We start from the raw sequence: 26,844 nt of genomic DNA, 5'->3' as shown, positions 1-26,844 counted from the left end.
TGCATGAAAAAACATATCTTAACCATAGCACTGATGTCCACATTGGGCAGCTTTGCCCAGCAAGTACAAAATACCAACTGGTATTTTGGCGAACAGGCCGGTTTTCATTTTAATGGAGCAGGCTTAGATCCATCAATTATAACAACATCATTAAATACGCTGGATGCCTGTGCTTCGTATACCGACCAGTCAGGCCAGTTTAGATTTTACAGTAATAGTATAGCTGTAGTAAGAGCGAATGGATCACCTATGCCTAATGCTAATAACCTATTAGGAGGTGAATCTAACGCCCAGGGTGTGGTATTAGTACCTCGTCCCGACAACAACAACCGTGTATTTATTGTAACTATAGATGGAGCTTCCGGAACTCAGAGAGGACTTCATTTTTCTGAAATCGACCTGGGTGGTACAACTCCAGGCAGCGAAACGCTTATTGCTAGTACTCTTAATACAACTCTTCTGGATGGCTCAGGGGCTCCAATTGGTCAGGGAAACTTATCGGAAAAGCTTACTACTGCTCCGCATTGCAATGGAACCGACTACTGGATTATTGCACAGATAGGAAGCAATATATGTGCCTATCTTGTTAATAGCAATGGTGTATCATTAAATCCTGTTGTAAGTCAGGCTCCTGTAAATGCACAGAGCACTTCGGGTGGTTTAGGTCAGATAAAAATAAGTCCCGATAATCAACGGGTAGCTATATGTTATTATTTCAATGTAAATTCTTCGGGAGCGCTTGCCTTAGGTACATTTGACAGCAATAATGGATCATTTATTGTAAGCAACCAAATGGTATCAATTCCATCTGGCGTAGACAGTGAAGGGAATATCATCCCTAAAGGACTCTATGGTGTTGAATTCTCTCCTGATAGCGAGTCTGTTTATTTTAGTGTAGCAGATGATATTTATGTGGGCGATGCAGCATCTGCTACATCGGCAAATGTAAATCAGGTTATAGTTTCAAGTACAGGAACTGGCCCTGACTCTTCAATTCCAATAGCATATAGATTGTGCCTTCAGCGTGGAATAAATGGCCATATTTATATTGCCAATACAGACAATGATGGAAATTCTACTGTTTCTGTGATAAGAAATCCTAATGTACCTACCAATGCTGATATGGAGGATTATGCATTTGATTTTCCAAACAATAACCCTAAGTATGGTTTTCCTGCATGGGTACATTGGCAAATGGGTAATTGTATCGATTCATATACATTGTCAACACCTGATCTTAATTTAGCCCCTTATACCTATCGTGTTGCCGATTTTATCAGAACAAATGGGACTTACTCTGTTGGAGCCAATCAGGTAATAAATATGAGAGCCGGAAACTTTATTGAAATAATGCCGAATACAACAATTAACACCGGAAGCGTTTATACTGCCGTAATCACCCCTTGTATTCCTACAGAATGTAATTCTAATGCATCTTCACAAAGGGTAAACCCATACTCTCTGGATGAAACCATCAAGGAGCTACAGCTATATCCTAACCCATCGAGTGACTATGTAAATCTGAATATTGCAAATGAAACCATCACTAACATTAAAATAACTTCTCTTGAAGGAAAAACAATGTTTGTGACATCTAACGCATCATCAGATTTTACTTTGGATGTAACCGGATATTCAAAGGGTATGTATATTGTTACAATAGTAACTCAGGAAGGAAACACTTTTACCAAAAAACTATTGGTTAAATAATAAGACTCTTTTTACTTGAAAACACTACTTATGTAGTGTTTTCTCTTTACATTTTTAATGTCGTACTAATTAAATCCAATTATTATAAATTCAACTAAATCAAATCATGAAAAAACAAATTTTTACATTGTCTTTTGTACTATGTGCAGCTTTTGGGTATTCACAGATTCAGACTGAATCATCAAATTCTGCTACATGGCCCGCTACAGGAAAAGTTGGTATAGGAACGACTTCTCCAACTTATAAATTACATGTTGCAACTAATCTAAATCTTGTACCAATTGGAGCTGCATACTCAGAAACAACTGCTCAAATCGGAAGATTTTCAACTATGGGATTACGCTTTCAATCGATTGGATACAACTTAACTCCAGGGGGGCAATTCCCTCTTACTATTGGTGAAGCTTACAAATTACAATTTGCTTCGGGAACAAATCTATATGGGTTTATTGAATATAGTAATCCGGCTACGTCAAATACTACTGTTGGCGCAGTTTCATTTGGTTACGGTACAACTGAACTTATGCGTATAAACCAAAATGGTAAAGTAAGAATAGGTAATGTGTTAACTCCAGATGGCTACAAACTTTTCGTTGAACAGGGTATACTTACCGAAAAAGTAAAAGTAGCCGTAAGCACTACGGCAGACTGGGCAGATTATGTTTTTGCACCTGATTATAAACTTATGCCTCTTGAAGAAGTAGAAAAATTCACAAAAGAGAACAATCACCTTCCTAATGTACCGTCTGCCGCAGAAATGGTAGATACTGGGCTTGATGTTGCTAAAATGGATGCCAAGCTTTTAGAAAAAGTAGAAGAGCTTACTTTATACCTAATTGAACAAAATAAACAAATTGAAGCGCTTAAAGCTGAAATCAGTTCGCTAAAAGAGCAAAAAAAATAATATAAGTTTAATTCTAAACCAGACAATTTATGAAGAACTTATATTTAATCATAGTAGCAATACTTTTGTATTGCAGCGCAGGATATTCACAAAACAATGAATATCTGGAAGTTGAGAAAGTCAGGCTGGAAAAAGCAAGAAAAGTAGAAGATGATATCGAAAAATTCATTTCTCTTAACTTAAATAACTATAGACTTCCGGTAGATAAAGAGGTATTAATTAAAGAGGTATTAATTAACGAAAGTCATGAGCATGGTGAAACTTTAAATGAAACGGAAATACAGGATGCACTTACAGATGCCAAGAAAGGGCAATTAAGAAGGCTCTATTTTAAAAATAATCCGGAAAAAGAAGCTATAATGAAGGCCACTCCGAGGCCGATAACCCAAAAAGATGGGGGTGTAGCATTAACCGTTCCGGCAGATTGCGTTAATGGTGATTTTGAGCAGGGTTTGGCAGGCTACTCATTTTCTTTAAATGATTTAGGACAATTTCAAATATTAAACTGTGTTATATCCACAGATCCTGATACTGATCTTAATCCTGGCTTTCAGGATTTCATTCCTTCAACAGACAATTTCAATACCGAAGGAGGAACATTAGTAACGCAACAAGGGATTGATGCAAGCTTATTACCTTTTGGCCCCTTTCCTGCGGGAGTAAATGTGAACATGATACATGGCGGTAATGCTTCAATGAAACTAAACAGAAGCACCGGGGGAACTCACGTTACAGCCATGAAAAAAACAGTTCATCCCTCAACAAATGATATCGGTTTTCATTTCTCTTTGATTGTACAAAATCCGCATTCAGCTAATCCTGAACTCCAACCTTTTTTCACAGTAAGAGTATATCGTGGGGATGAAATTGTAAGCACCAACAACATATGTATCACAGCTGACACAAATAATACAATATTCACAGGGGTTAATAATAATTCACTTTTGTATACAGGATGGGTGTGTGACAGGATGAAAATTCCGGATGAATTAGTTAACACAGATCTAACGATGGAATTCATAATTACAGATTGTGGTCTAACTGCACACTTTGGAACAGTATATGTAGACGATATCTGTGATGTTTGTGAACGTCCTGCATTTGGATCTATCGAGATGGATGATACAGGATTCAATTGTCCGACTGCTCCGTTTCAGGTATGCGGCGTAATAACAATGCCTAATGAAAATAATGGCAATCCAAATGGCATGGTATTAAATGTAGAAGACAGTAATGGAAATATTGTGCAGACATATACTAACGCTGTTATTACAAATCCTACTAATTCGTTGTTTGAAAGAAGATTCTGTTTTACTGTTGACCCTTCCGTTTTCAGTGCTGGTAACTATACATTTGTAGCAATCGCAGACTTTGGCACACATACAGTATCAGATTTTGGTGCAACAGGTAGCGTAGATTTAAGTTTTAACAGCAACGGAACGGTTTTAGACTCCTATGTTGTTAGAAATGAATTATACTGGACCGATTCAGAAGACAGTTATGACCTTGAGTTTGTTGTTGATTCTGTGTGCTGCCCTGACAATGAGGTTATCGACCCAATACCTGCATATTATGCCACAACTGTAACCGAAAACCATATTAATATATATGATGTGACAAGTCATATTCAATTTGAATGTTTCAGATGGCGAGTAAGGACAAGCTGCGGATGGTCTGAATGGTGTTGTATCACAACTTCACAGGGTAACGATTTCCCTCCACAGGCTTATTGGGGTAACGTGTATGAACCCGGATGTTATGACGGAACCATAGATTTATGTGATCCATTTTTAGAAGAAGGTGACCCGGTTGCTGCAAATGGGTCACAGTTTGAACAGCGTGAACATTATATTAAAGCTTTTAACACTATTAATAATAATGCCCGTGTTACTTATCAGGCAGGAAATTATGTAGAATTAGCTCCCGGTTTTAGTGCAGCTAAAACTTCTGTATTTACTGCAAGGATTGAAGAGTGTATTCCACAGACTGTATTTACAACCGTTGCTAATACATCGAGAACGGGCGAACCCAATATTGTGTCGGTTACACAATCTGAACAACCAGATAATGGATTTAAAGTATACCCTAATCCAACTGATGAAATAGTATATGTAGCGTCTCAAACTCAGGTTAAGGTATATATAGTTACTGATATAACCGGTAAAGAAGTAATGAGGGTTAATGCTGAGAAAGATCAAACCAGTGTTAATCTTTCAAATCTGGAATCGGGCATATATATGCTCATGGCCGAAGGAAAACTAATTCAGAAAATTATTAAAAAGTAATTGTATTCTTTATAATTTAAAAGGGACTCATATGAGTCCCTTTTTTATGATTTTTAAGCCGATATATCTTTAAACACGCTTGTAGTAATTTCTCCCTCCTGAGGATTTACAAACTCCATTCTTACGATACCATCTTCATCAATAGTAGTAAGTTTAATTTCATGAAGCGTATTTACCAATTCAGGATTCCATGGAGTTTTTACTTTTACATAGTTCTCCGTAAATCCGTGAATATAGCCTTCTTTATTTTCTCCTTCAAACAATACCGTTCTTGTAGTACCTAACTGGCTTTCATAAAAAGCGCGACGCTTTTTAACCGAAAGTCCCCTTAGCATTTTGCTTCGTTTAGCACGAACGTTATGAGGTACTTCGCCCTCCATAGTCGCTGCAGGTGTATTATCCCTTTCTGAATAAGTAAACACGTGCAGGTATGAAATATCAAGTTCGTTAAGATAATTATACGTTTCAAGGAAATGTTCATCTGTCTCCCCCGGGAAACCTACAATCACATCTACTCCAATACAGGCATGCGGCATAACCTCCCTTATTTTTGCAACACGTTCGGTATATACCTCACGTAGGTAACGACGACGCATTAACTTCAGTATATCATTGCTTCCTGATTGTAAGGGAATATGGAAATGCGGCACAAAAGTGCGGCTTTGTGAAACAAATTGTATGGTCTCGTTCTTAAGCAGGTTCGGCTCAATAGAAGAGATACGTAAACGCTCTATTCCTTCAACTTTATCCAATTCCTGAACCAACTCATAAAAAGTATGTTCGTGCTTTTTGTTTCCGAATTCTCCTTTACCATAGTCACCTATATTCACACCGGTAAGTACAATCTCTTTGATGTTTTGTTGGGAAATCTCCTTAGCATTTTTAAGTACATTCTCAAGAGTATCACTACGAGAGATTCCTCGAGCCAACGGAATGGTACAATAAGTACATTTATAGTCGCAGCCGTCCTGAACTTTCAGAAATGCACGGGTACGATCACCTATAGAATAACTGCCTACATAAAAATCAGCCTCTGATATTTCGCAAGAATGTACCTCACCCATATCATTTTTAGACAGGTCGTTGATGTAATCGGTAATCTTGAATTTTTCGGTAGCACCAAGCACCAGGTCAACGCCATCTACAGCGGCAAGCTCTTCCGGCTTAAGCTGGGCATAACAGCCAACTGCTGCTACAAAAGCTTTATCATTATTCTTAAGTGCTTTTTTTACTATCTGTTTAAACTGCTTATCGGCATTTTCGGTAACCGAGCAGGTATTGATAACATAGATATCCGCTACATCTTCAAAATCAACACGGTCAAAACCGTCATCCTGAAAACTGCGGGCAATTGTAGATGTCTCTGAAAAGTTCAGTTTGCATCCTAATGTATAAAAAGCGACTTTTTTCCTGTTTTCCATTCTCGAAGCTACTTGTAAAGTAGTAACTTTAATTATATTTACCCTCTTTAAAAAGAGTTTGCAAATTTACACACAAAAATCGACTTGATGAAATCAATAATATACTATATATCAATTTGTTGCTTAATATTATTTTTCTCTTCTTGCGCTAAAACCAATTCTGAAAAGCAGGATAACCTTGTTTTTCGCTACAATGAAAATGCCGCCGTTAACTCTTTAGACCCGGCATTCGCTAAAATACGCCCTTCTATCTGGGTATGTAATCAGTTGTTTAACGGACTTGTACAGCTTGATGACAGCCTGAACATAAGACCTGATATCGCAAAATCATGGACAATATCGCCGGATGGCAAAACCTATACCTTTACACTTCGCAACGATGTGTATTTTCATAAAAACATCCTTTTTGGGGCAGACAGTACACGCACTGTAAAAGCTGCCGATTTTGCCTATAGCCTTAACCGACTTCGCAGCGAAAAGGTAGCAGCTCCCGGAGGATGGATACTTCAAAATGTAGACAACTTCAAAGCGGTTAACGATACTATCTTTGAAATAAAACTCACCAAGACCTTCCCGGCTTTCCTTGGTTTACTTACCATGAAATATGCATCGGTTGTACCTATTGAAGCCTTTAGTACAAATGGTTATGACTTTAGGTCTAAGCCAATTGGCACAGGGCCGTTCCAATTAAAAATATGGGAAGAGAATGTGAAAATGGTACTTCGCAAAAACCCATTATATTATGAAAAAGATGACAAAGGAATGCAACTTCCATACATGGAAGCCGTAGCAATTACTTTCCTTCCCGATAAACAAAGTGGCTTCCTCCAATTTGTACAGGGTAAGCTTGATTTTGTTTCAGGTCTTGATCCTTCATATAAGGACGAGATACTGACTCCAAAAGGACAGCTTCAGCCTAAATACAGTAAGGATGTAAAAATGATTACCGGTCCTTACCTGAACACCGAATATATGGGCTTCCGACTTGATGGGACCGACAAGGCCGCAAAAGACAAGCGTATCCGACAGGCACTTAACTATGGATTTGACCGTGCCAAAATGATACTATTCCTTCGTAACGGTATGGGTACAGCTGCAACAAACGGTATGATTCCTAATGGTCTTGGTGGCTTTGGCGCTAAAGGGTATGATTTTGACATTACCAAAGCAAAACAGCTTGTTGAAGAATATAAAAAACAAACCGGCGACAGCAAACCTAAAATACAAATGAGCACCACTGCTTCTTATCTTGACATTGCTGAATACCTACAGCGCGAATGGCAAAAAATAGGACTCGATGTTCAGGTAGATGTAAACCCTCCTTCTACCCTTACGCAGTCCATATCCACCGGAAAGGTTTCGTTCTTTAAGGCCAGCTGGATCGCTGATTATCCTGATGCCGAGAATTACCTTTCTTTGTTTTACAGCAAAAACTTCTCTCCGGGCGGACCTAATTATACTCATTTTAAAAATGATAAATTTGACAGGCTGTACGAAGCTGCCTTCCTGGAAACTGACGACTTAAAAAGGCATGAACTTTATAAACAAATGGACGCCCTAATGATGGAAGAAGCCCCGGTTGTACCATTATTCTATGATAAGGTATCACGATTTACACGTAACAATGTATCCGGACTTGGTATAAACCCACTGAATTTGCTTGTTTTAAAGAGGGTGAAAAAAAGTTAATGAATCTTTTCAATAACAAATACAGAATTGAATCTCCCAGATTTTCTGAATGGGATTATTCATCAAATGGAATATACTTTATAACGATATGCACAAATCGTAAAGAGCATTTCTTTGGAAAAATACAAAATGAGAAAATGGAATTTTCGTCGATTGGATTAATTACCAAACAATTTTTAATTGATGTTCCTAAACATTTCGAGTATGTAAAATTGAATGCTTCTGTTGTTATGCCCAATCATGTTCATGTCTTGCTTACAATAAATACTCCTAAAAACGAAATCTTTAAAAATAACCATAAATGTATTCAGGACGAAGACATTTTTATAGATGTACGTAAGACATTGCAGTGCAACTTCTCTACGGACAATATAGATCAACGGATGTCTAAAATATCGCCCAAAAAAGGTTCAATTCCTACAATAATAAGATCGTACAAATCTGCAGTAACACGTGAAGCCAGAAAAATTGATCTGGATTTTGCATGGCAGGAAAGATTTCATGATCATATTGTCCGCGATAAAACTACCTACCACAAAATAAAACGATATATACTCGATAATCCTAAAAATTGGGAATCAGATAAATTCTATTGATTCATTTGGTATAGAGTTAGACGTTGCAATGCAACGTCTCTACCGAAGACTTAGATGAATATGTATACACTTAAATTATATTCTTTTGTAGAGACGTTGCATTGCAACGTCTACCACAACGACAATCATATCTGGCATAAACCCACTGAATTTGCTTGTTTTAAAGAGGGTTAAAAAAAATTAACGCTTTTTTTGCGCAAAAAAATCATAAAGAGTTAACAGTAGCGTTTTTTTTATTTAACTTAGGAATACCAAAAAACGCTGAAATATGAAATCATTATTATCTGCCGCCGCGTTATTCATATTGTTGTCTGCCAAAGGACAGGAAAAGGAAACTGTTTACAGATCGGAGCTACCATCACCGGTACGTTCATTCCTGACTCATTTTAAAAGTCCGCTACATCATGCAATGAGAATATATGATGAAACCAAAACAACATATGGTATCGTTCTGAATGATAATACGGAGATTCAATTTTCAGACAAGGGATTCTGGACTATAATAGACGGCAAAGGAAAACCGGTTCAGTATAAATTTTTAGGTAAAACATTTACCGAATATTTTAAAACCAACTTTGCCAACACCATCGTTAACCGCATAGAACGATCCGAGTCGCGCTGCAAAGTAATGCTCAGTAACGGAAGCGCATTTAGCTTTGCTCTTGATGCCAAAGGCAGTGCAATACTCAATTAAAATTCCAAAATGTTTCCAAAATCACGTTTTACCTTGGCTGCCTAATCAGTATATTTGATATACCAAAAGCGATTTGTGCATGAAAATCTTAATTATTGAAGATGAACAAGGCCTTAGGGAAGTAATTAAGGAATCTCTCGAAAAAGAAAAATACATTATCGAAACCGCGAACGACTATTTATCCGGAATGGATAAAATAGGCGCATACGATTATGATTGCATACTAATAGACATTATGTTACCGAATGGTAGTGGTCTCGACTTACTTCAGGAGCTTAAGAGACTTAAAAAAAAGGAAGCGGTAATTATTATTTCTGCAAAAGATGCTGTAGACGATAAAGTTGCCGGACTGGATCTTGGTGCCGATGACTATCTTGCCAAACCTTTTCACCTAGCCGAGCTTCATGCACGCATTAAATCTGCTATCCGTAGAAAAAACCACGATGGTGATACATCTGTTAACTGGAATAACCTGAAGCTTTCCCCTGAACAGCGTACCGTCAGTATTAATGGAAATGAGCTGATGCTTAATCGAAAAGAATTTGACCTTTTGTATTATTTCATGATTAACCCCAACAGGTTAATCAACAAAACAGCATTAGCTGAAGCCGTTTGGGGTGATTATATCGATCAGGCAGATAATCTCGACTTTGTATATTCTCAGATAAAAAACCTCCGCAAAAAACTTAAAGATGCCCAGGCTGAAGCCGACATACAGGCAGTTTATGGAATGGGGTATAAAATGAGCTGATGAAATTACGTAATTACACACTCCGTTATCTTATTATTGCCCTATTGTTTGTGATAGCATTATGGGCAGGCTTGTTCTATGCCGTGATTCTGGAAGAGGTATATGATAATATTGACGACGGACTAAAGAACTCCAAAATACTTATAATCCGTGAGGCATACGCCAATGAAAAAGTACTTGAAGTAAGGGAATTTGGGATCAATCAATACAAGGTAGCACCACTAGCTAAAGGTAAGCTTTATGATTTCTCGGACAAGTTCATCAGCACATTCGAATTTATGGAGTACGATGACGACAACGAACCAGTACGCCTGTTGGAAACCGTTTTTAACGACAAGAACGGAAATCCATACAAACTTACTATCCGGGCATCAATGGTGGAAGAAGACGAACTGCTTGAAGACCTGCTTACTGCACTTGTTGCCTTATATATCATGCTGGTTGTTAGTATTGCCCTAATAAACCACATTATATTAAGAAAGGCATGGAAATCATTTTATGAAATGCTGAACGGACTTAAAAATTTCAGGTTAGGTACAGGAAATTCGTTTACAGCACCCCACTCCCCTATTGCAGAATTCAAAACCCTGGGCATCGAACTGGAAGACCTGCTTAAGCGCAATGAAGCGATTTATGCAAGCCAGAAACATTTTATCGAAAATGCATCGCACGAATTACAGACCCCTTTAGCGATAAGCCTTAATAAACTTGAACTGTTCGTAGAAAAGAATGAACTTTCAGAAGACCAAATGATGGAAATCGGACGTGTTAGTGACACGCTCAACAGGCTGGTTCGCCTGAACAAATCATTACTGATGCTCTCTAAAATAGAAAACAGGCAGTATGCCGACGAAGAAACTGTAAGCTTTAACCAGCTTACCGAACAGCTCGTTGAAGATTTTCAGGATCTCGCCGACTATAAAAACATTACGCTTAGCATTGATACAAAACAACTGCTTACCTTTAATATGAACAAAGGACTTGCAGCAACATTAGTAAGCAACCTGCTTAAAAATGCTATAGTGCACAACCATAACGAAGGAAAGGTAAATATCATAATAAGTCCCGACAGCCTTACTATAAGTAATACAGGCAATAAAACCGCCCTTGATAAAGATGCCATTTTCAGAAGGTTTTACAGGGATATTACAAATGAACAATCAACCGGCCTTGGGCTTTCCATTGTAAACTCGATTCTTACCAATTACAGGCTTAAAGCCGATTACAGTTTTAATGGACTGCACACATTTACCATAACCTTTCCTGTAAAAGAAAGTTAATTTTTAATTTTCCCAATTGTTTCCAGATTCAGATAATAGGTTTGTATAAGAAATTTAAAACATACCTATCATGAAAACGAAATTCAGCTTATTACCTACAATTGTAATTACCCTTTTATTTACTATATCGGCATGTGCACAAAAGCGTAACATTACAATTAAACAGCTTCCCGCACCGGCACAAACGTATCTGGCAAAACATTTTCCAAATCAGGCACCATCCTACATCAAAGAAGATAAAGACCTTATGAAAACTGACTATAAAGTAGTGCTAACAGGTGGTGCAGAAATAGAATTTGACGGAAAAGGAAATTTTGATGAAGCCGACGGCAATAAGACAGCTTTACCTGTTAGTATACTGCCTCCACCAATAGCTTCTTACATTGCAGCAAACTACAAAGGACAACAGGTAGAAAAATTTGAAAAAGAACGTTGGGGCTACAAACTAGAGTTTATGAATGACCTTGAACTGGAATTTGACAACAATGGTAAATTTTTAAGAGTAGACGACTAAAGGCAAGGTTTTTGTTTTGAAATACTTAACAGAATAATTGATTAATTTTATGTTCTAACCAGGAACTATCCATTATGAAAAAACAATTAACGGTTCTCCTTACCTTATTAATATTAACCACAGTATCCCTTTCATCTGCTCAGGAGAAAAAGATAACTACTGCACAGTTACCCGCTACTGCCCAAAACTTTATAAAGCAAAACTTTAAAGGCGCAACGGTTACCTCAGCTAAACTGGACAAGGAAATGTTTGATACAGATTATGATGCAACACTTTCCAATGGAGTACGAATCAATTTTGATTCAAAGGGCAACTGGGATGAGATAGAAAGCCGTAACGGGTTACCCTCATCGGTAATACCAAAAGCAATCAGCAGTTATGTAGTTGCTAATTTTAAAGGACAGAATATTGTTCAGATAGATAAAAAAATAGCCGGTTATGATATTGAACTTTCAAACGGAACCGAACTTGAATTTGACACAGCAGGTAAATTTTTAAGAATAGACGATTAACACAAAGAGGAGCAAATGCTCCTCTTTTGTTTATTAATAATTCGTGTGTCGTTGCTTTTGTTCTTTTCTCCATTGCCACGGATTTACAGGATCCTCATCAGCCCATAAACCAACACGGCGTTCACGCGCTTCCTGTTGCCATGCTCCATATTCCTTATTTTTAGAATACTTATACCTCCATGCATAACCCGCTTTTATCATCTCAGCATTTACATTAACCGAATCATCTACATAAATAGTTGCTAATATGCGTCCATACTGATCCCTCTTTTTCTTCGGCTCAACCCTTACTGTTTTACCAAAGCATAAATCAGAGGCATATTTCTTGGCAGCCTTCCCAAAGGCTTGTTGACTTTCAGGGGAATCGACATCCACAAGGCGGACCCTTTCCGGCTCACCATTGCGCAACACCTCAAAAGTATCGCCATCTTTAATTCCGGTCACTTTACCTTCAAAAGAAGTCAGCGAATCGGTAGCCTCATGGCTTTCAACCTTATGCCTTTTTGTCCTTTGCCTCTCCTGTCTTTTATCAGGATTGCAGGCCATATAAAAAGAGAAAGCCAGCAATAACAGCAGGCTTCCTATGGTATATTTTGATTTTGATCTATGTCTTCTCAATTGTGAAATTGCTACATTAAAAAATTAAACAATTGATGCATTAATCTTCTTTTCTCCATTTTTTGCTTTCCTCAAAAATATGCTCCATGATAGCAGCATCCTGCTCAGTAAACTCAACATTACGGCGTGACATTACAATTTTAGCAGTTTCAAAAGCCTTTTTGGTAACATAAGTAGTAAAGCCCGAAGCACCTCCCCATGAGAAACTCGGCACAAAATTACGCGGGAAGCCACTACCAAAAATATTGGCGCTTACTCCTACTACAGTACCGGTATTGAACATGGTGTTAATACCTGATTTACTATGATCACCCATCATCAGTCCGCAGAATTGCAGTCCGGTTTTAACAAAACATTCTTTCTCGTAACTCCAAAGTTTAACCTCTTCATAGTTATTTTTCAGGTTAGAATTATTAGTATCAGCACCAAGGTTGCACCATTCACCAAGAACAGAATTTCCAAGGAAACCATCATGCCCTTTATTAGAATAGCCAAACAGTACCGAATTGCTTACCTCTCCCCCAATCCTGCTGTGAGGACCCACGGTAGTAGCACCGTACACTTTGGTTGCCAGTTTTACCTGAGCTTCTTCGCAAAGCGCGAATGGCCCACGGATAACTGAATTCTCCATTATCTCTGAATTCTTACCAATATAGATAGGCCCTGTTGAAGCGTTCAGTGTAACGAATTCAAGCTTGGCGCCTTCTTCAATAAAGATATTTTCGGCAGCAATCACGTTAACACTTGACGGTATAGGCTGAGAAACACGTCCTTCGGTCAGCAATTCAAAATCTTCGCGGATTGCAGCATCATTCTTTTTAAAGATATCCCACGGATTCTCTATTGTAAGACAATCTTCTGTAAAATCAATAATTTCGTATGTATCAAAGTCAACCTCTTCCTGTGTATCCTGCGAATAAAACGCGATAACATCGTCCCCTTTAAAGATTGCCTGATTAGGCTCAAGAGCCATAACCATCTCGGCTAATACCTCATTAGGTAAAAAAGAAGCGTTTATCATTACATTTTCTTCCATCTCTACCATCGGAAACTTCTCCATAAGATACTCCTCCGTAAGTGTTGTGGTAGTATAGCCAAGGTATTTTTCCCATTTTTCGCGAATGGTAAGAATACCTACGCGAATATCAGCTACAGGACGTGTATAGGTAAATGGAAGCAGGGCATTGCGCACGGTTCCGTCAAAAAGGATATAATTCATCGTGATAGATTGTCGGTTTACAAAGTCTCAAAGTTACAAAGTTTCGACGCAATACAAAGTACTGCGGAAAATAAAAAAGCCTTCCGTTTCGGGAAGGCTTCTGTATATCTGAAATCCAAATATTACTTTTGGAATTTAGCGTATTTGTTTTTGAATTTGTCGATACGACCAGCAGTATCGATAAGTTTAGATTTACCAGTGTAAAAAGGGTGAGAAGTTCTTGAGATCTCCATTTTCACTACAGGGTACTCAACACCTTCGTGAATGATTGTTTCTTTTGTGTCAGCAGTAGATTTAGTGATAAAAACTTCGTCGTTAGACATGTCTTTAAAAGCAACTAATCTGTAATTTTCCGGGTGAATACCTTTTTTCATCTTGATAAATTTTTATTGTTTTGGCTATACCTCACTTTGAAGCTTTCTTTACGAAAGGTGTAAATGATTTACAGCTTTTTGTTTTTAAACTTTTTATTTGAGTGTGCAAAATTACAATTATATTTTAAATATCAAACAAGAATTATATTTTTTTTCGCTGTAACTCAAATGCAAATGTAGCGACTCATTATCGTAGAATTAGTATATTTGTAGATTATTTTAACCAATCAATTAAAAACAATAAATCATGGAAAACAAAAACGTTGTTCAGAAACCTACATTAGCAAAGTCGACTTTACCATACGGTATCATTTTTGGAACTATACTGGTTCTTGAATTCGTTGTTTCATACACTTTACAACTTAATGCCGCAGAAAATAAGATGATTGGTGTTCTTATGAGCCTTATGAATTATCTTGTTTTACCTTTTGTTTTCATACTACTTGCATGCAACAATTTTAAAAATAAATTAAACAAAGGATATATCAGTTTTAGCCAAAGTATTAAAGCAGGTGTTGCTGTATCGGTGGTAGCCGCTTTAGTTTCATCAGTTATAACTTCAATTTTCTATGTGGCTGTACCTGATGCAAAAGCGCAAATACTTGAACAGACAAAAATCTCATTAGCATCTCAACCCGGAATGACATCTGAAGCTGTTAATGCCGCTATAAAAATGACTGAAGTATTTATGGCTCCTTATATAGCAATTCCTGTTACAGTTTTAATATTTGCCTTTGTAGGCCTTATCATATCGCTAATAGTTGGCGCTATAGTTAAAAAAGAAAACCCTTATGGTGACTATACACCTAATGAAAACTCAGAAGGGAACGAATAATAATCAATGAATATATCAATAGTCATCCCTCTTTTAAATGAAGAGGAATCGTTACAGGAACTGCATCAATGGATCGTAAAGGTCATGGCTGAAAATAATTTTAGCTATGAAGTTATATTTATAGATGACGGAAGTACTGACAATTCCTGGAACATTATAGAGCAGCTCGCTGCTCAAAACCCGAATATAAAAGGTATCCGTTTCCAGAAGAACTACGGAAAGTCGCAGGCGTTACACGCCGGCTTTGCAAAAGCACAGGGTGATGTTATCATTACCATGGATGCCGACCTGCAGGACAGCCCCGACGAAATTCCGGAACTGTACAACATGGTTACAAGTGGCGGTTTTGACCTGGTTTCGGGCTGGAAGAAAAAACGCTATGATTCAGTTGTAGCAAAAAACCTTCCATCTAAACTATTTAACTGGGCTGCACGAAAAACATCGGGCGTTACTCTTAATGACTTTAACTGCGGACTTAAAGCTTACAAAAACATCGTTGTAAAGAACATCGAAGTTTCGGGCGAAATGCACCGTTACATCCCTGTATTGGCCAAGAATGCCGGTTTTGCTAAAATTGGCGAGAAAGTAGTAATCCATCAGGCGAGAAAATATGGCACATCAAAATTCGGCATGAGCCGTTTTGTAAACGGCTTCCTTGACCTTATTACCATCTGGTTTCTTTCCCGCTTCGGTAAAAGGCCAATGCACCTGTTTGGTGCACTTGGAGCTGTGATGTTCATGATTGGATTTGGCTCTGCACTATATATAGGTATCGCAAAACTTATTCATCTTGCTAAAAACGAAAAGGCCATACTGATTACCGACAATCCGTGGTTTTATATTGCTTTGGCAACCATGATTATAGGAACACAATTGTTTTTAGCCGGATTTTTGGGCGAAATAATCCTTCGCACAAAAAATAACGAGGAGCGTTATAAAATTAGCAAAACCTTATAATTTCTATTTTGTAACTTGAAATCCTTTAGACCAACTAATTTTTAATATAAAATGGATATCAAACAAGACATTCTCGATAAAGTAAATATCTGGTTAACCCCTGCATTTGACACCGCAACGCAAGATGCAGTAAAAGAAATAATGACCTCTTCTCCAAAAGAACTTGAAGAGTGTTTTTACAAAAATCTGGAATTCGGAACAGGTGGTATGCGTGGTATAATGGGACCCGGCACTAACCGAATTAATAAATATACCCTGGGAAAAGCAACTCAGGGACTTTCAGATTACCTGAAAACATCATTCCCGGGTGAAGAGCTTAAAGTTGCTATTGCTTATGACTGCCGTCATAATAGCGACACGCTGGCAAAAGTAGTTGCCGACGTATTTTCGGCTAATGGCATTAAAGTATATCTTTTCTCAGAGCTTCGCCCTACCCCGGAATTATCATTTGCCGTAAGGCATCTGAATTGCCATGCTGGTATTGTACTTACTGCATCACACAATCCACCGGAATATAACGGATATAAAGTGTACTGGCAGGATGGCGGACAACTTGTACCCCCTCAGGACAAAGAGCTTATTGATGTAATTGAAGCCATTGATTACAATCAGATCAATTTCCAGCCGAATGAAAATCTGATCGAATACATTAGTAACGATATTGACACAGCCTTTATACGTTCATCACTACAGGCTGCCACGTTTAACACAGCGCAGGAAGCCAAAGATGAGCTGAAAGTAGTATTCACACCACTTCACGGAACATCTGTTACACTTATCCCCGATCTTCTTGAAGATGCAGGATATAGTAATATACATATTGTCTCCGATCAGGCGAAACCTGACGGTAACTTCCCTACGGTCAAATCACCAAACCCGGAAGAACCTGAAGCCTTATCCATGGCTATTGCACTTGCCGATGAGATTGGCGCTGATATCGTTGTGGGTACTGACCCTGACAGTGACCGCCTTGGTGTAGCAGTTCGCAACGGAAACGGCATAATGACACTGCTGAACGGAAACCAGACCATGGTACTTATGACGCATTTCCTTTTAGAGCAATGGAAACAGAAAGGATTGTTTAAAGGGAATGAATTTATTGCCTCAACAATTGTTTCTACCCCTATGATCATGGAGCTGGCATCGGCTTATAATGTAGGTTTTAAAGTAGGACTTACCGGCTTTAAATGGATTGCAAAAATGATCAAGGACTTCCCTAACGAGAAATTCATTGGAGGTGGCGAAGAAAGCTTTGGTTACATGGTAGGCGACGAAGTACGCGATAAAGACGCCGTTACCTCTACCCTGCTGCTTTGCGAAATGGCAGCACAGGCAAAATCTAAAGGCAGTTCACTATACCAGGAAATGCTTAAGCTGTATGAGCAATATGGTTTCTACAAAGAATACCTTATCTCATTAACCAAAAAAGGCATTGATGGTGCTGCCGAGATCCAGCAGATGATGCTTGACCTGCGTAACAATCCGCTTAAAGAAATAAACGGTGAAAGCGTTGTTATGGTTGAGGACTACAAAGCCTCTACTGCGTTGAACATGTTTACCAACGAGGTTGAAGAACTTACATTACCTAAATCGGATGTACTTATCTACTACCTTGCTGACGGAACTAAAATATGTGCCCGCCCTAGTGGTACAGAACCAAAAATCAAATTTTACTTCAGCGTAAACGAACCGCTGGATAGCATTAATAACTTTAAAGAAGTTGAAGCATCATTAGATGCCAAGATTAAAAACATCATCGAGGAGATGAACCTTATTTAATGAGTAATTTCAAGAAAATTTTTCGTTTTGCCTTACCGTATAAAAAATACGCTTACCTAAACATTCTTTTTAATGTTTTATATGCCGTTTTTAGTACACTTTCTTTTATGGCATTGATACCGATGATTTCGGTAATATTTGACGACACGAAAAAAGTATACACAAAACCGGTTTATACCGGAATAGGAGATTTAAAAGACTACTTAGGCAATTATCTTAACTATTATGTAACTATTACCAATGAAACCAAAGGTGTTGAGTTTACATTGGCCACTATGGTTGCAATAATAATAAGTATATTCCTTTTAAAGAACCTTTTTAATTATCTGGCTTTGTTCTTTGCAACCTACCTTCGAAACGGTGTATTAAGAGATTTGCGTAATGCCATGTATAAAAAGGTTATCGAGTTGCCTTTATCTTTTTATTCCGAAAAGCGCAAAGGAGATGTAATAGCGCGTATGTCTTCGGATGTAAATGAAGTACAACAATCTTATCTGTCAATCCTTGAATTGATCGTAAAAGAACCGCTCAGTATTATTTTTGCCATCGTTGTTATGGCAATGATAAGTCTGAAACTGACTTTGTTTGTTTTTATCTTTATTCCCGTATCAGGATTCATCATTTCTAAAATAGGTAAATCATTAAAGAAAAAATCCGGCAGAGCACAGACAGAGCAAGGTATGTTCCTTTCTATTATTGAGGAAACACTGGGAGGATTAAAAGTTATTAAAAGCTTTACCGCAGAAGGTTTTTTTTCAAAAAAATTCTACGACTCAACTAACAGGCACTACAATTTATCAAATAAAATCCTTAACCGACAAAACCTTGCTTCCCCTTTAAGTGAATTCATGGGAATTACTGTTATCGCTATCTTATTATGGTATGGCGGGCACATGGTTTTGGTTGAGCATACTTTAAAAGGTGCCTCTTTTATTGGATACATGGGATTAGCATATCAAATCCTTACTCCGGCAAAAGCAATATCTAAAGCATCGTATGACATTAAAAAAGGTAATGCAGCCGCAGACAGACTTATGGAAGTATTGGAACAGGAAAACCCTATTACAAGTAAGACTGATGCTATTGAAAAAACAACATTTGACAGCAACATATCAATAGAGAACATTAACTTTAGTTACGAAAAAGAAAACGTACTTAAAGATTTCTCTTTAGTTGTTCCAAAAGGACAAACCGTTGCCCTTGTAGGACAATCCGGAAGCGGCAAGAGTACCATAGCTAACCTGCTTACACGTTTTTATGATGTACAGGAAGGTGCTATTAAAATTGACGGCAACGATGTTCGCGACCTGAAACTGGAATCGTTACGCGGACTTATGGGACTTGTAACTCAGGACAGTATTCTGTTTAATGACACTGTAAGAAATAACGTATCTCTGGGTAAACCGGAAGCTTCTGATGATGAGATTATTGAAGCGCTAAAAGTTGCCAATGCCTATGAGTTTGTAATCGGGCTCCCTGATGGTCTTGACACCAACATTGGTGATAGCGGAAACAAGCTTTCAGGCGGTCAAAAACAACGCCTTAGCATTGCCCGTGCAGTGCTTAAAAACCCTCCTATCATGATTCTTGATGAGGCCACTTCTGCACTTGACACAGAAAGCGAAAGACTGGTACAGGAAGCCTTAGAGAACATGATGCAGAACAGGACATCGGTAGTTATTGCCCATAGACTGTCTACCATCCAGAAAGCCGATAAGATCGTGGTAATGAAAAAAGGACGTATCGTTGAACAGGGAACACATGATGAGCTTATCACTCTTGACGGCACCTACAAAAAATTAGTAATGATGCAGTCGTTTGAATAGATTATTCTATTGTTAGACATCATTAAACAACATAGTATTAATAGCTGCAGTTTTGCAGCTATTTTTTTATGCCGTAACTTTAGACTTCCAAAAAACTCTTATATGCCTGTAAAAGCAATTATCTACGACCTGGACAATACTATTTTTCCCGTAAGTTCTATTGGCGACAAACTATTCAAACCTGTATTCGACCTCATTGCCGAAAGCGGTCAGCACAATGATAATCTTGAAAACATCAAAAAAGCTATAATGCGCACGCCTTTCAGGATCGTTGCCCAACGCAATGGCTTTAGTGATGAACTTACCCAAAAAGGCATCGATATTCAGGACACCATCGATTATCAGGGTGAAATAATCCCTTTCGAAGATTATCCCGAAATAAGAAACATAAACTCAGAGCGTTTTCTCGTAACTACGGGTTTCAGAACGATGCAGTTAAGCAAAATAAGACAACTGGGAATTACGGAAGACTTTAAAGAAATTCATGTTGTAAATCCTGTTGTAACTTCTAAAAAAGAGGTTTTCGCAGATATATTAAAGCGTTTTGATTATAGTCCCCAGGAGGTTCTTGTTATTGGCGACGATCCTGAAAGCGAAATTGCTGCCGCCAAAGCTTTAGGTATCCCAACAGTATTATATGACAAAACAGATGCATTTGAAGCCAAAGAGGCCGATTATAAAATAAAGCACTTCGCTGAGCTTGCTGAAATTGTTACGTTAAAAAACAATTTATAACAAAAACATAAATTAAATCCCGATGATTACCCGTAACTTTAAGTTACATTCGATGAAAATCCCAACCCATGTACGTACCCAACGAAGACATAAAAATTCCATCACCTGACACTATTGTCTGGAAATATCTCGATCTGTCTAAATTTCTCGACCTGTTGCTTTGCCGCCAACTTTTTATGGCCCGTTCAGATAAATTTGAGGATCAATACGAGGGTACGTTTAGCGAACCGACTTACGAAGAACTGAAAAAGGTATCTGAAAACAATCCCGGATTCCTGCTTTATCACAAGAGCCATCGTAAGAATGTAGTGATCAGTAGCTGGCACATCAACGAATACGAATCATTTGCCATGTGGCAGATATTTACCAAAAACAACGAAGGACTTGCCATACAATCGACTATTGGACGAATGCAGGAAGCACTGGCTCCCGAATTGCGTTATGAGCAACATATAGGTGCTGTAAAATACATCGACTATAAAAGGGAGTATGTTCCGCTAGACAACAGCTTTTTCCCTTACCTTTTTAAAAGAAAGAGCTTTCAGTATGAGGGGGAAGTAAGGATAATATCAGATCTTTCGGATCAAAACATTTACATAAACGAGGGTATAAAGGCTAATGTAGACATCAATAAGCTTATTGATAAGATTTACATTCACCCTAAATCTGAGAACTGGTATAAAAACCTTGTAATTCAGCTAATGCAACAACTTGGATTTGATTTCACTATCGAAAAATCAGATCTGGAAAGCGATATTTTTCTTTAAACATAAACAAAACACCATGCCATTTAATGATGAAACCGTATTGCGGATAAGGGAATTTTTTCTTGATAAAGGAGCCAATTTCTATGAAAAGAAAATGTTTAGCGGCGTATGTTTTATGGTAAATGATAAAATGTGCTGCGGAACACATATCAATAAAAAAACAGGCGAAGACATGCTTATGTGCAGAATCGGCCCGGATGCTCATGAAACGGCTCTTGAAAAAGATTATGTAGTACCCATGGAATTTACTGGCAAACCTATGATTGGCTATATATATGTATACGAAGGAGGATTCACTACTGCAAGAGACCTTGCGTACTGGTTACAGTTATGCCTTGATTTCAATCCCATTGCAAAAGCCTCTAAAAAGTAAACTAATTTACAGGCTCATAAGTCACCGGCTCCCAGGTATCCTGAAGAAGATCTACATAATGATAGTGTACCTTATCATTTTTATCGAAAGCACCATTTTTATTGATATCCTCAATAGTTCGGAAATAAATCCTTCCCTGCGCTTCGATCAGATTCCAGTCGATCAGTTCCTGAGAGTCCTGAGATAATTTTTTGAATTCTCTCCCTGAAGCATCGCTAATATAAAGCGATTTAATATCATTCACATCTACCTTCCCATCCTGATTGGTATCGGCATCCACAAGCGTGTACAGCAATACATTCTTCTTATATCGTGCAGCTAGCGTGTTAAGGTATGTGGCTGTCTGAATTTGAATTTTTTTATCGGTGAGCGGTCTTAAAGCCGTTGAATCGACGTGCTGAAATTTAAGATTTTCAAAGTAACCGGTTATCTCAAAACGATTGTAATTAGAGATCGCATAACTAACACCATTAGTTCGGCTAGAGCCATAACTCCTGTTACTGTCATCATACACCCTTATATCTCCTATCGGATGAATAAGATATTTGGTTCCTTCCATTTGTACCGGAAGATCGGCAACCTTAATCTCTGTTGAGTCAATTTTCTTTACCTGGCCTTTAGCTCCGGCTTCATCATAAATTACTTTAGGCTTTTGCTGTTCCTCTTTACAGGCAACAAAAAACATTGATGATAAGGTGATGATTGCTATAAGGACTTTTCTCATTTTAAAAGGATATATATCAAAAATAAGCAAAATGTTTCAATAAATTAAATGCTTACATTCAGCTTAAGGCTAAATACACGACTCGTAAGATAGTTAGGCACTCCATACTGATTCTTGGTATACACATCACGCACCCATGTATTTGTAATAGCATTCTGATTGTTGAACAGGTTAAATATCTCTAATCCCAGTGACAAATCCCTGAAAACAGAAAGCCAGTGACCTTTAGGATAATCTGATTTAGAATCAACAAAAACATAGGCAAAACCGGCATCTACCCTACGGTAATCGTTAAGGCGTGACTGATACAGATAAGGATCGGCATAAGAAGGCGAACCTCCCGGAAGACCTGTATTGTAAACCATATTAAGATACACCTTAAGGCTTGGTATGTTGGGCACATAATCCTGGAAAAGGATGGCAAACTTAAGCCTTTGATCCGTTGGACGCGCGATATACCCCCTGTCATTCAGATTTTCTTCCGTTTTCATGTATCCTACACTAACCCATGACTCCGTGCCGGGAACGAATTCGCCATTCATCCGCATATCTAGTCCGTAAGCATAGGCAACAGCATCATTGTTGGCGCGGTAACGCATACGCACATTTTCAAGCGTATAGGTATTTACATCATCCATTTTTTTATACCAAAGCTCAGAAACAAGTTTGAATGGTCTTTCCCAAAGCCTGAAGCTGTAATCATTACCTGCAACTATATGTATAGATTTCTGTGCTTTTACATCCGGCCTTACCTGACCCAGTGAATCACGCAATTCGCGATAGAATGGCGGCTGATTGTAAAAACCTCCCGAAAGACGGAAAAGCATATCCATATCCCAGGCCGGCTTTAAGGTTAGCTGTGCTCTTGGACTGATGGTAGTCTGGCCTTTACCTTCTACATTTCCGCCAACTTTCCAGTATTGTGCTCTTGCTCCAGCATTGATAAACAGATCGGCCTGACCTACTTTCGTTCTGTGACTCCATTGTGCAAATCCTGAAAAACGGTTTATTTGCGTAAAATTAGTGGCCCTTACGTCCTGATAAGGTACAAGCGGTCCTGTGAATGGTTCATAAGGCTGATCATTTTTAATATCAGCAACAGGAGGCCTTATAGAGAAACCGGCAGAATCGATAACCTCCCACTCCAACAATCTGTCACGGATATCTTCATGAGTGTATTTTACACCCCACTCCAATCGGTTATTATTAATAACATGGTATCCTTTAATCTCTGCATTAGCTATAAGTGCATCAAGATTGTTACGAGCATGGTTTAACTGAGAGCCAACACCACGTGCATTTTTTACTTGTCCAAAAGTATCTGAACCAATATTGGTATCAACCTCACCTAAATTATACTGTGCAAGGATGTCGAAATACTCCTGCTCCATCGTATGATAAATGGATCCAATAACCTTGAACTGGAAATTTTCAGAAACAGTATATGTCGATTTTAATGCTCCAAAGTAAGTTGTATACTGGTCTTTTTCCTTACCGTCATAATAGATAACCAATGCCACAGGTTCATCTACAGTACCAAAATTGGTTTGGCGATAAAGGGGCTCATAGTTGTATTTGTTTTGGGAGATATTCCCTAAAAAGTTAAGTTCCCATTTTGACGAAGGTGTAAAATTAACCATAGCCTGCACATCGGTAAACGTAGGCTTGTAGTTTGATTCTGTCTGTTGGCTATTAACCAGCAGACTGTTATCGCGATAACGGGCACCAACAATACCACTCCATTTTTGGTTTTTAGAGATGGCATCAGCTGTTACACTACCTCCAAGAAAGCTTGCCTCTGCCTGAACACCAAATCTTGTTGGTCTTCTGTAGCTAATATCCAATACCGATGACATTTTATCGCCATACTTCGCCTGAAAACCTCCTGCTGAAAACTCTACATTCTCAACCATTGATGTATTGGTAAAGCTAAGCCCTTCCTGCTGCCCTGAACGGATCAGGAACGGACGGTATATTTCAATATCTTCAACATATACTAGATTTTCATCATAACTACCCCCACGAACGGCATATTGGGTACTCATTTCATTATTTGAGTTACCTCCCAATAACTTTACTATATTCTCAACTCCCGCATTAGCCCCCGGAATATTCCTGATTACTTCAGGAGATATTCTTGTAAGCCCAATAATCCTCTGGCGGCTTGTTTCTCCTGTAATTGTAACTCCCTGGAGTTGTTTACTTGAAGACTCAAGAATCGCGTTAATCTCACCTTTTTTCCCCGGAGGTAATGTAATTGGCACCGAAGCCGGTATAAAACTTACGTGATTATAGGAAATAATGATTTCTCTCCCTGCCGGTATCTCAAGCTTATAAGCTCCTGTCTTATCCGATACCGCATGGCCTTTCTCGCCATTATCATCAAAGGAAATACTAACACCTTCCACAGGCTGACGGCTTTCATCTAAAAGCACACCATATATAAGAGCTTTATTCTGGGCAAAAGCATTGGCACTGCATACTAAGAACAACAGCGCAAAAAGTTTATTTATTGTTTTCAACAGAGGTTGGGTTTTGTGTTCTGAAAAAATGCGTCTCAAAGGTAGCAGAATTTCCCACATTATCAGTAACCGTGACCTTTAAATCATTTCGCCCCTCACTAACTACACCATCACTGAAATTATGGAAGATAACCCTGGTCTTATAATCATAATGCATAAGTATCCATTTACCATTCAGCCAGGCATCTATTGTTGCAATGCCTGAACGGTCGTCGCTAACCTTCAAATTAAACTGCTTATTTTTAGTAAGCCACTTGCCCGGCGTAAAACTCGGACTGTATATTTTTGGAGGATTATAATCCTGCGCCAGTTTATAATTACCTAATGTTTTTACTTTTGCCGACATCCTGCCATCTTCAACCACACTTGCATTATACGAGAGCTTCTTTTCGTTAAATGTGGCAATGAATGTTTTTTGGAGTACTTCTTTCGACATTCCTTTAACATCAAACGAAACCGTGATTGGGGTATGTACCGGAACCGACTCGTTGTTAATGTATAGTATAGAATCTTTTGCATCAAGATCCATGTAAAAATCCTCATAAAAAGAATTCGCCGGAACAAATACCGATATATTGTTCTTCGAATAATTATTATCGTTGGCAGCTTTTACCAGATAAGGTGTAATATTTTTTACCTCCGTTACCTCTGCAGGTTTATCGGAATATTCTATACTCCCGTTTATTGTTGTCTTATTACCATGATAATCACTCACTACTATCCTGTAATTTTGAGTTTCTCCGGGTTTAACTTCAATCTGTCCATTGGTAGTATTACCTTTTATCATTGAAAAAGGATAAGGCGTTCGGTAAAACAATTTTTGAAAACGCTGACCCGTATAATAATACTTAGGATAGTCGATAAAATTATTAATATAACGCCCTTCGTTGAAGGCAAATGTATTGAAAGTATAACCAAATCCCGGAGTGCCGTTATAAAACGTCTCCATCTTGTAAATACCATTGTTGCCTACACTACCAGTAGATTTATCGGTGGCACTGATCTCAATGCCGACTTTTCCTTTTGCAAGAATCTTATCGGCAAGATAAGTCCCGTCGGCCTGCATCTTTACATTCACAGTTACCGGCTTAGCCGACTCATCCACAACAGCATCGCTGCTCAAAGGATAAGCCAGCAATCCGTGAAAAGATGGCGCTTTTTTATCTTCCATTTTTTTATCCAGGCCAAAAAGCAACGGATTGATAACCCATTCCGTTTTGGTATCACGAACTTCAAAATGTAGGTGTGGCCCTCCTGAGCCTCCTGTATTTCCGGAAAGTCCAACAAGTTCACCTTTAGTCACCTTAATCTCGTCCCTTTTTGGAAATAACTCTATTTCAAAGGATTTCTTTTCATATTGTTTAGCCCTTACGTAAGATTCAATCTTATCTGCATAAGCACTAAGATGCCCATATACAGTGGTATATCCATTAGGGTGATCGATATACAATACCGTTCCATAACCGTATGACGATACTTTTATACGCGACACATAACCATCCGCAGCAGCAAAAACCGAGAGCCCTTCGCGCTGTTCAGTACGAAAGTCAAGTCCTGCATGAAAGTGATTAGTACGCAATTCCCCAAAAGTACCCGACGGATGGATAGGTATATCCATTGGCGAACGGAAATAGTCTTGCGGATAAGGGTTTTGTGCCCAAAGAGTAACGGTAAACAGTAAGGATAAAAGAAGTAATCTCATAGGGCTAAAATATAAAAAAGCACAAAAAAAACCTCGGGCTTTGGGATAATCTTATAA

At 38.3% G+C, this 26,844-nt stretch carries 24 protein-coding genes; 17 read left to right on the top strand and 7 right to left on the bottom strand.

Annotated features, from left to right (window positions below; genetic code table 11):
* The first annotated feature begins 3 nt into the window (after positions 1–3).
* From ACFSR3_RS14310 to ACFSR3_RS14300, 3 genes are all read left to right on the top strand, one after another.
* Positions 4–1,710, top strand: a complete 1,707-nt coding sequence (locus ACFSR3_RS14310; RefSeq protein ID WP_379821920.1) for a T9SS type A sorting domain-containing protein — start codon at positions 4–6, stop codon at positions 1,708–1,710.
* A 106-nt stretch (positions 1,711–1,816) separates the two neighbouring features.
* Positions 1,817–2,614 carry a hypothetical protein gene (locus ACFSR3_RS14305; RefSeq protein WP_379821918.1) on the top strand — a complete coding sequence of 266 codons (798 nt, stop codon included), beginning with the start codon at positions 1,817–1,819 and terminating at the stop codon, positions 2,612–2,614.
* Between the two features lie 29 nt (positions 2,615–2,643).
* Entirely contained in the window at positions 2,644–4,899 is a 2,256-nt protein-coding gene (locus ACFSR3_RS14300) for a T9SS type A sorting domain-containing protein (protein ID WP_379821916.1), read from the top strand.
* 53 nt (positions 4,900–4,952) lie between these two features.
* Here the strand turns inward: ACFSR3_RS14300 and mtaB are convergent, their stop codons facing one another.
* Entirely contained in the window at positions 4,953–6,320 is a 1,368-nt protein-coding gene (gene mtaB, locus ACFSR3_RS14295; protein ID WP_379821914.1) for a tRNA (N(6)-L-threonylcarbamoyladenosine(37)-C(2))-methylthiotransferase MtaB, read from the bottom strand.
* 87 nt (positions 6,321–6,407) lie between these two features.
* Here mtaB and ACFSR3_RS14290 point away from each other — a divergent pair, with 87 nt between their 5' ends.
* The 7 genes from ACFSR3_RS14290 (at position 6,408) to ACFSR3_RS14260 (ending at position 12,356) form a co-directional block, all read left to right on the top strand.
* Positions 6,408–8,009, top strand: a complete 1,602-nt coding sequence (locus ACFSR3_RS14290; protein WP_379821912.1) for an ABC transporter substrate-binding protein — start codon at positions 6,408–6,410, stop codon at positions 8,007–8,009.
* Positions 8,009–8,605, top strand: coding sequence for a transposase (locus tag ACFSR3_RS14285; protein WP_379821909.1), 597 nt, complete (start codon positions 8,009–8,011; stop codon positions 8,603–8,605). The genes ACFSR3_RS14290 and ACFSR3_RS14285 overlap by 1 nt, the downstream gene beginning before the upstream one ends.
* A gap of 268 nt (positions 8,606–8,873) precedes the next feature.
* Positions 8,874–9,299 (top strand): PepSY-like domain-containing protein, encoded by a 426-nt coding sequence (locus tag ACFSR3_RS14280; protein WP_379821908.1) that lies wholly within the window; start codon positions 8,874–8,876, stop codon positions 9,297–9,299.
* Positions 9,300–9,378: 79 nt separating this feature from the next.
* Entirely contained in the window at positions 9,379–10,050 is a 672-nt protein-coding gene (locus tag ACFSR3_RS14275) for a response regulator transcription factor (protein WP_379821906.1), read from the top strand.
* Entirely contained in the window at positions 10,050–11,330 is a 1,281-nt protein-coding gene (locus ACFSR3_RS14270; RefSeq protein WP_379821904.1) for a sensor histidine kinase, read from the top strand. Before ACFSR3_RS14275 ends, ACFSR3_RS14270 begins: the two co-directional genes overlap by 1 nt.
* A gap of 70 nt (positions 11,331–11,400) precedes the next feature.
* Positions 11,401–11,844 (top strand): PepSY-like domain-containing protein, encoded by a 444-nt coding sequence (locus tag ACFSR3_RS14265; protein WP_379821903.1) that lies wholly within the window; start codon positions 11,401–11,403, stop codon positions 11,842–11,844.
* A 74-nt stretch (positions 11,845–11,918) separates the two neighbouring features.
* Positions 11,919–12,356 carry a PepSY-like domain-containing protein gene (locus ACFSR3_RS14260; protein WP_379821901.1) on the top strand — a complete coding sequence of 146 codons (438 nt, stop codon included), beginning with the start codon at positions 11,919–11,921 and terminating at the stop codon, positions 12,354–12,356.
* A 33-nt stretch (positions 12,357–12,389) separates the two neighbouring features.
* Here the strand turns inward: ACFSR3_RS14260 and ACFSR3_RS14255 are convergent, their stop codons facing one another.
* From ACFSR3_RS14255 to ACFSR3_RS14245, 3 genes are all read right to left on the bottom strand, one after another.
* A complete protein-coding gene (locus tag ACFSR3_RS14255) occupies positions 12,390–12,974 on the bottom strand; it encodes a thermonuclease family protein (RefSeq protein WP_379821899.1) in 585 nt (194 codons plus the stop codon).
* A gap of 40 nt (positions 12,975–13,014) precedes the next feature.
* Entirely contained in the window at positions 13,015–14,193 is a 1,179-nt protein-coding gene (locus ACFSR3_RS14250; protein WP_379821897.1) for a GlmU family protein, read from the bottom strand.
* A 122-nt stretch (positions 14,194–14,315) separates the two neighbouring features.
* Positions 14,316–14,567 carry a type B 50S ribosomal protein L31 gene (locus ACFSR3_RS14245; RefSeq protein WP_108778043.1) on the bottom strand — a complete coding sequence of 84 codons (252 nt, stop codon included), beginning with the start codon at positions 14,565–14,567 and terminating at the stop codon, positions 14,316–14,318.
* A gap of 247 nt (positions 14,568–14,814) precedes the next feature.
* On the opposite strand from ACFSR3_RS14245, the gene ACFSR3_RS14240 reads away from it, so the two are divergent.
* The 7 genes from ACFSR3_RS14240 to ACFSR3_RS14210 all read left to right on the top strand — a co-directional run bounded on the left by ACFSR3_RS14240 (position 14,815) and on the right by ACFSR3_RS14210 (position 21,839).
* Entirely contained in the window at positions 14,815–15,402 is a 588-nt protein-coding gene (locus tag ACFSR3_RS14240; RefSeq protein ID WP_114758329.1) for a DUF4199 domain-containing protein, read from the top strand.
* Positions 15,403–15,408: 6 nt separating this feature from the next.
* On the top strand, positions 15,409–16,359 hold the full coding sequence (locus ACFSR3_RS14235) for a glycosyltransferase family 2 protein (protein ID WP_114758328.1): 951 nt from the start codon (positions 15,409–15,411) through the stop codon (positions 16,357–16,359).
* A 51-nt stretch (positions 16,360–16,410) separates the two neighbouring features.
* Positions 16,411–18,138: a phospho-sugar mutase gene (locus ACFSR3_RS14230; RefSeq protein ID WP_379821895.1), complete on the top strand. Its 1,728-nt coding sequence runs from the start codon at positions 16,411–16,413 to the stop codon at positions 18,136–18,138.
* Complete coding sequence (locus ACFSR3_RS14225; RefSeq protein ID WP_379821893.1) at positions 18,138–19,964, top strand: ABC transporter ATP-binding protein; 1,827 nt, start codon at positions 18,138–18,140, stop codon at positions 19,962–19,964. Before ACFSR3_RS14230 ends, ACFSR3_RS14225 begins: the two co-directional genes overlap by 1 nt.
* Positions 19,965–20,066: 102 nt before the next feature.
* Entirely contained in the window at positions 20,067–20,699 is a 633-nt protein-coding gene (locus tag ACFSR3_RS14220) for an HAD family hydrolase (protein WP_379821891.1), read from the top strand.
* 68 nt (positions 20,700–20,767) lie between these two features.
* On the top strand, positions 20,768–21,466 hold the full coding sequence (locus ACFSR3_RS14215; RefSeq protein WP_379821889.1) for a hypothetical protein: 699 nt from the start codon (positions 20,768–20,770) through the stop codon (positions 21,464–21,466).
* A 16-nt stretch (positions 21,467–21,482) separates the two neighbouring features.
* Positions 21,483–21,839, top strand: coding sequence for a TfoX/Sxy family protein (locus ACFSR3_RS14210; RefSeq protein ID WP_379821888.1), 357 nt, complete (start codon positions 21,483–21,485; stop codon positions 21,837–21,839).
* Between the two features lies 1 nt (position 21,840).
* On the opposite strand, the gene ACFSR3_RS14205 is transcribed toward ACFSR3_RS14210, so the two are convergent.
* From ACFSR3_RS14205 to ACFSR3_RS14195, 3 genes are read right to left on the bottom strand one after another with little or no spacing between them, the layout of a single operon-like run.
* Positions 21,841–22,563: a hypothetical protein gene (locus tag ACFSR3_RS14205; RefSeq protein WP_379821886.1), complete on the bottom strand. Its 723-nt coding sequence runs from the start codon at positions 22,561–22,563 to the stop codon at positions 21,841–21,843.
* Between the two features lie 44 nt (positions 22,564–22,607).
* Entirely contained in the window at positions 22,608–25,085 is a 2,478-nt protein-coding gene (locus tag ACFSR3_RS14200) for a TonB-dependent receptor (protein ID WP_379821883.1), read from the bottom strand.
* Positions 25,069–26,787 carry a M23 family metallopeptidase gene (locus ACFSR3_RS14195; RefSeq protein ID WP_379821881.1) on the bottom strand — a complete coding sequence of 573 codons (1,719 nt, stop codon included), beginning with the start codon at positions 26,785–26,787 and terminating at the stop codon, positions 25,069–25,071. The genes ACFSR3_RS14200 and ACFSR3_RS14195 overlap by 17 nt, the downstream gene beginning before the upstream one ends.
* Positions 26,788–26,844: the final 57 nt, after the last annotated feature.

The organism is Flavobacterium suzhouense, assembly GCF_042684765.1.
Taxonomy (GTDB): Bacteria; Bacteroidota; Bacteroidia; order Flavobacteriales; family Flavobacteriaceae; genus Flavobacterium; species Flavobacterium suzhouense.
This window is presented reverse-complemented; position numbering and strand designations above follow the sequence as displayed.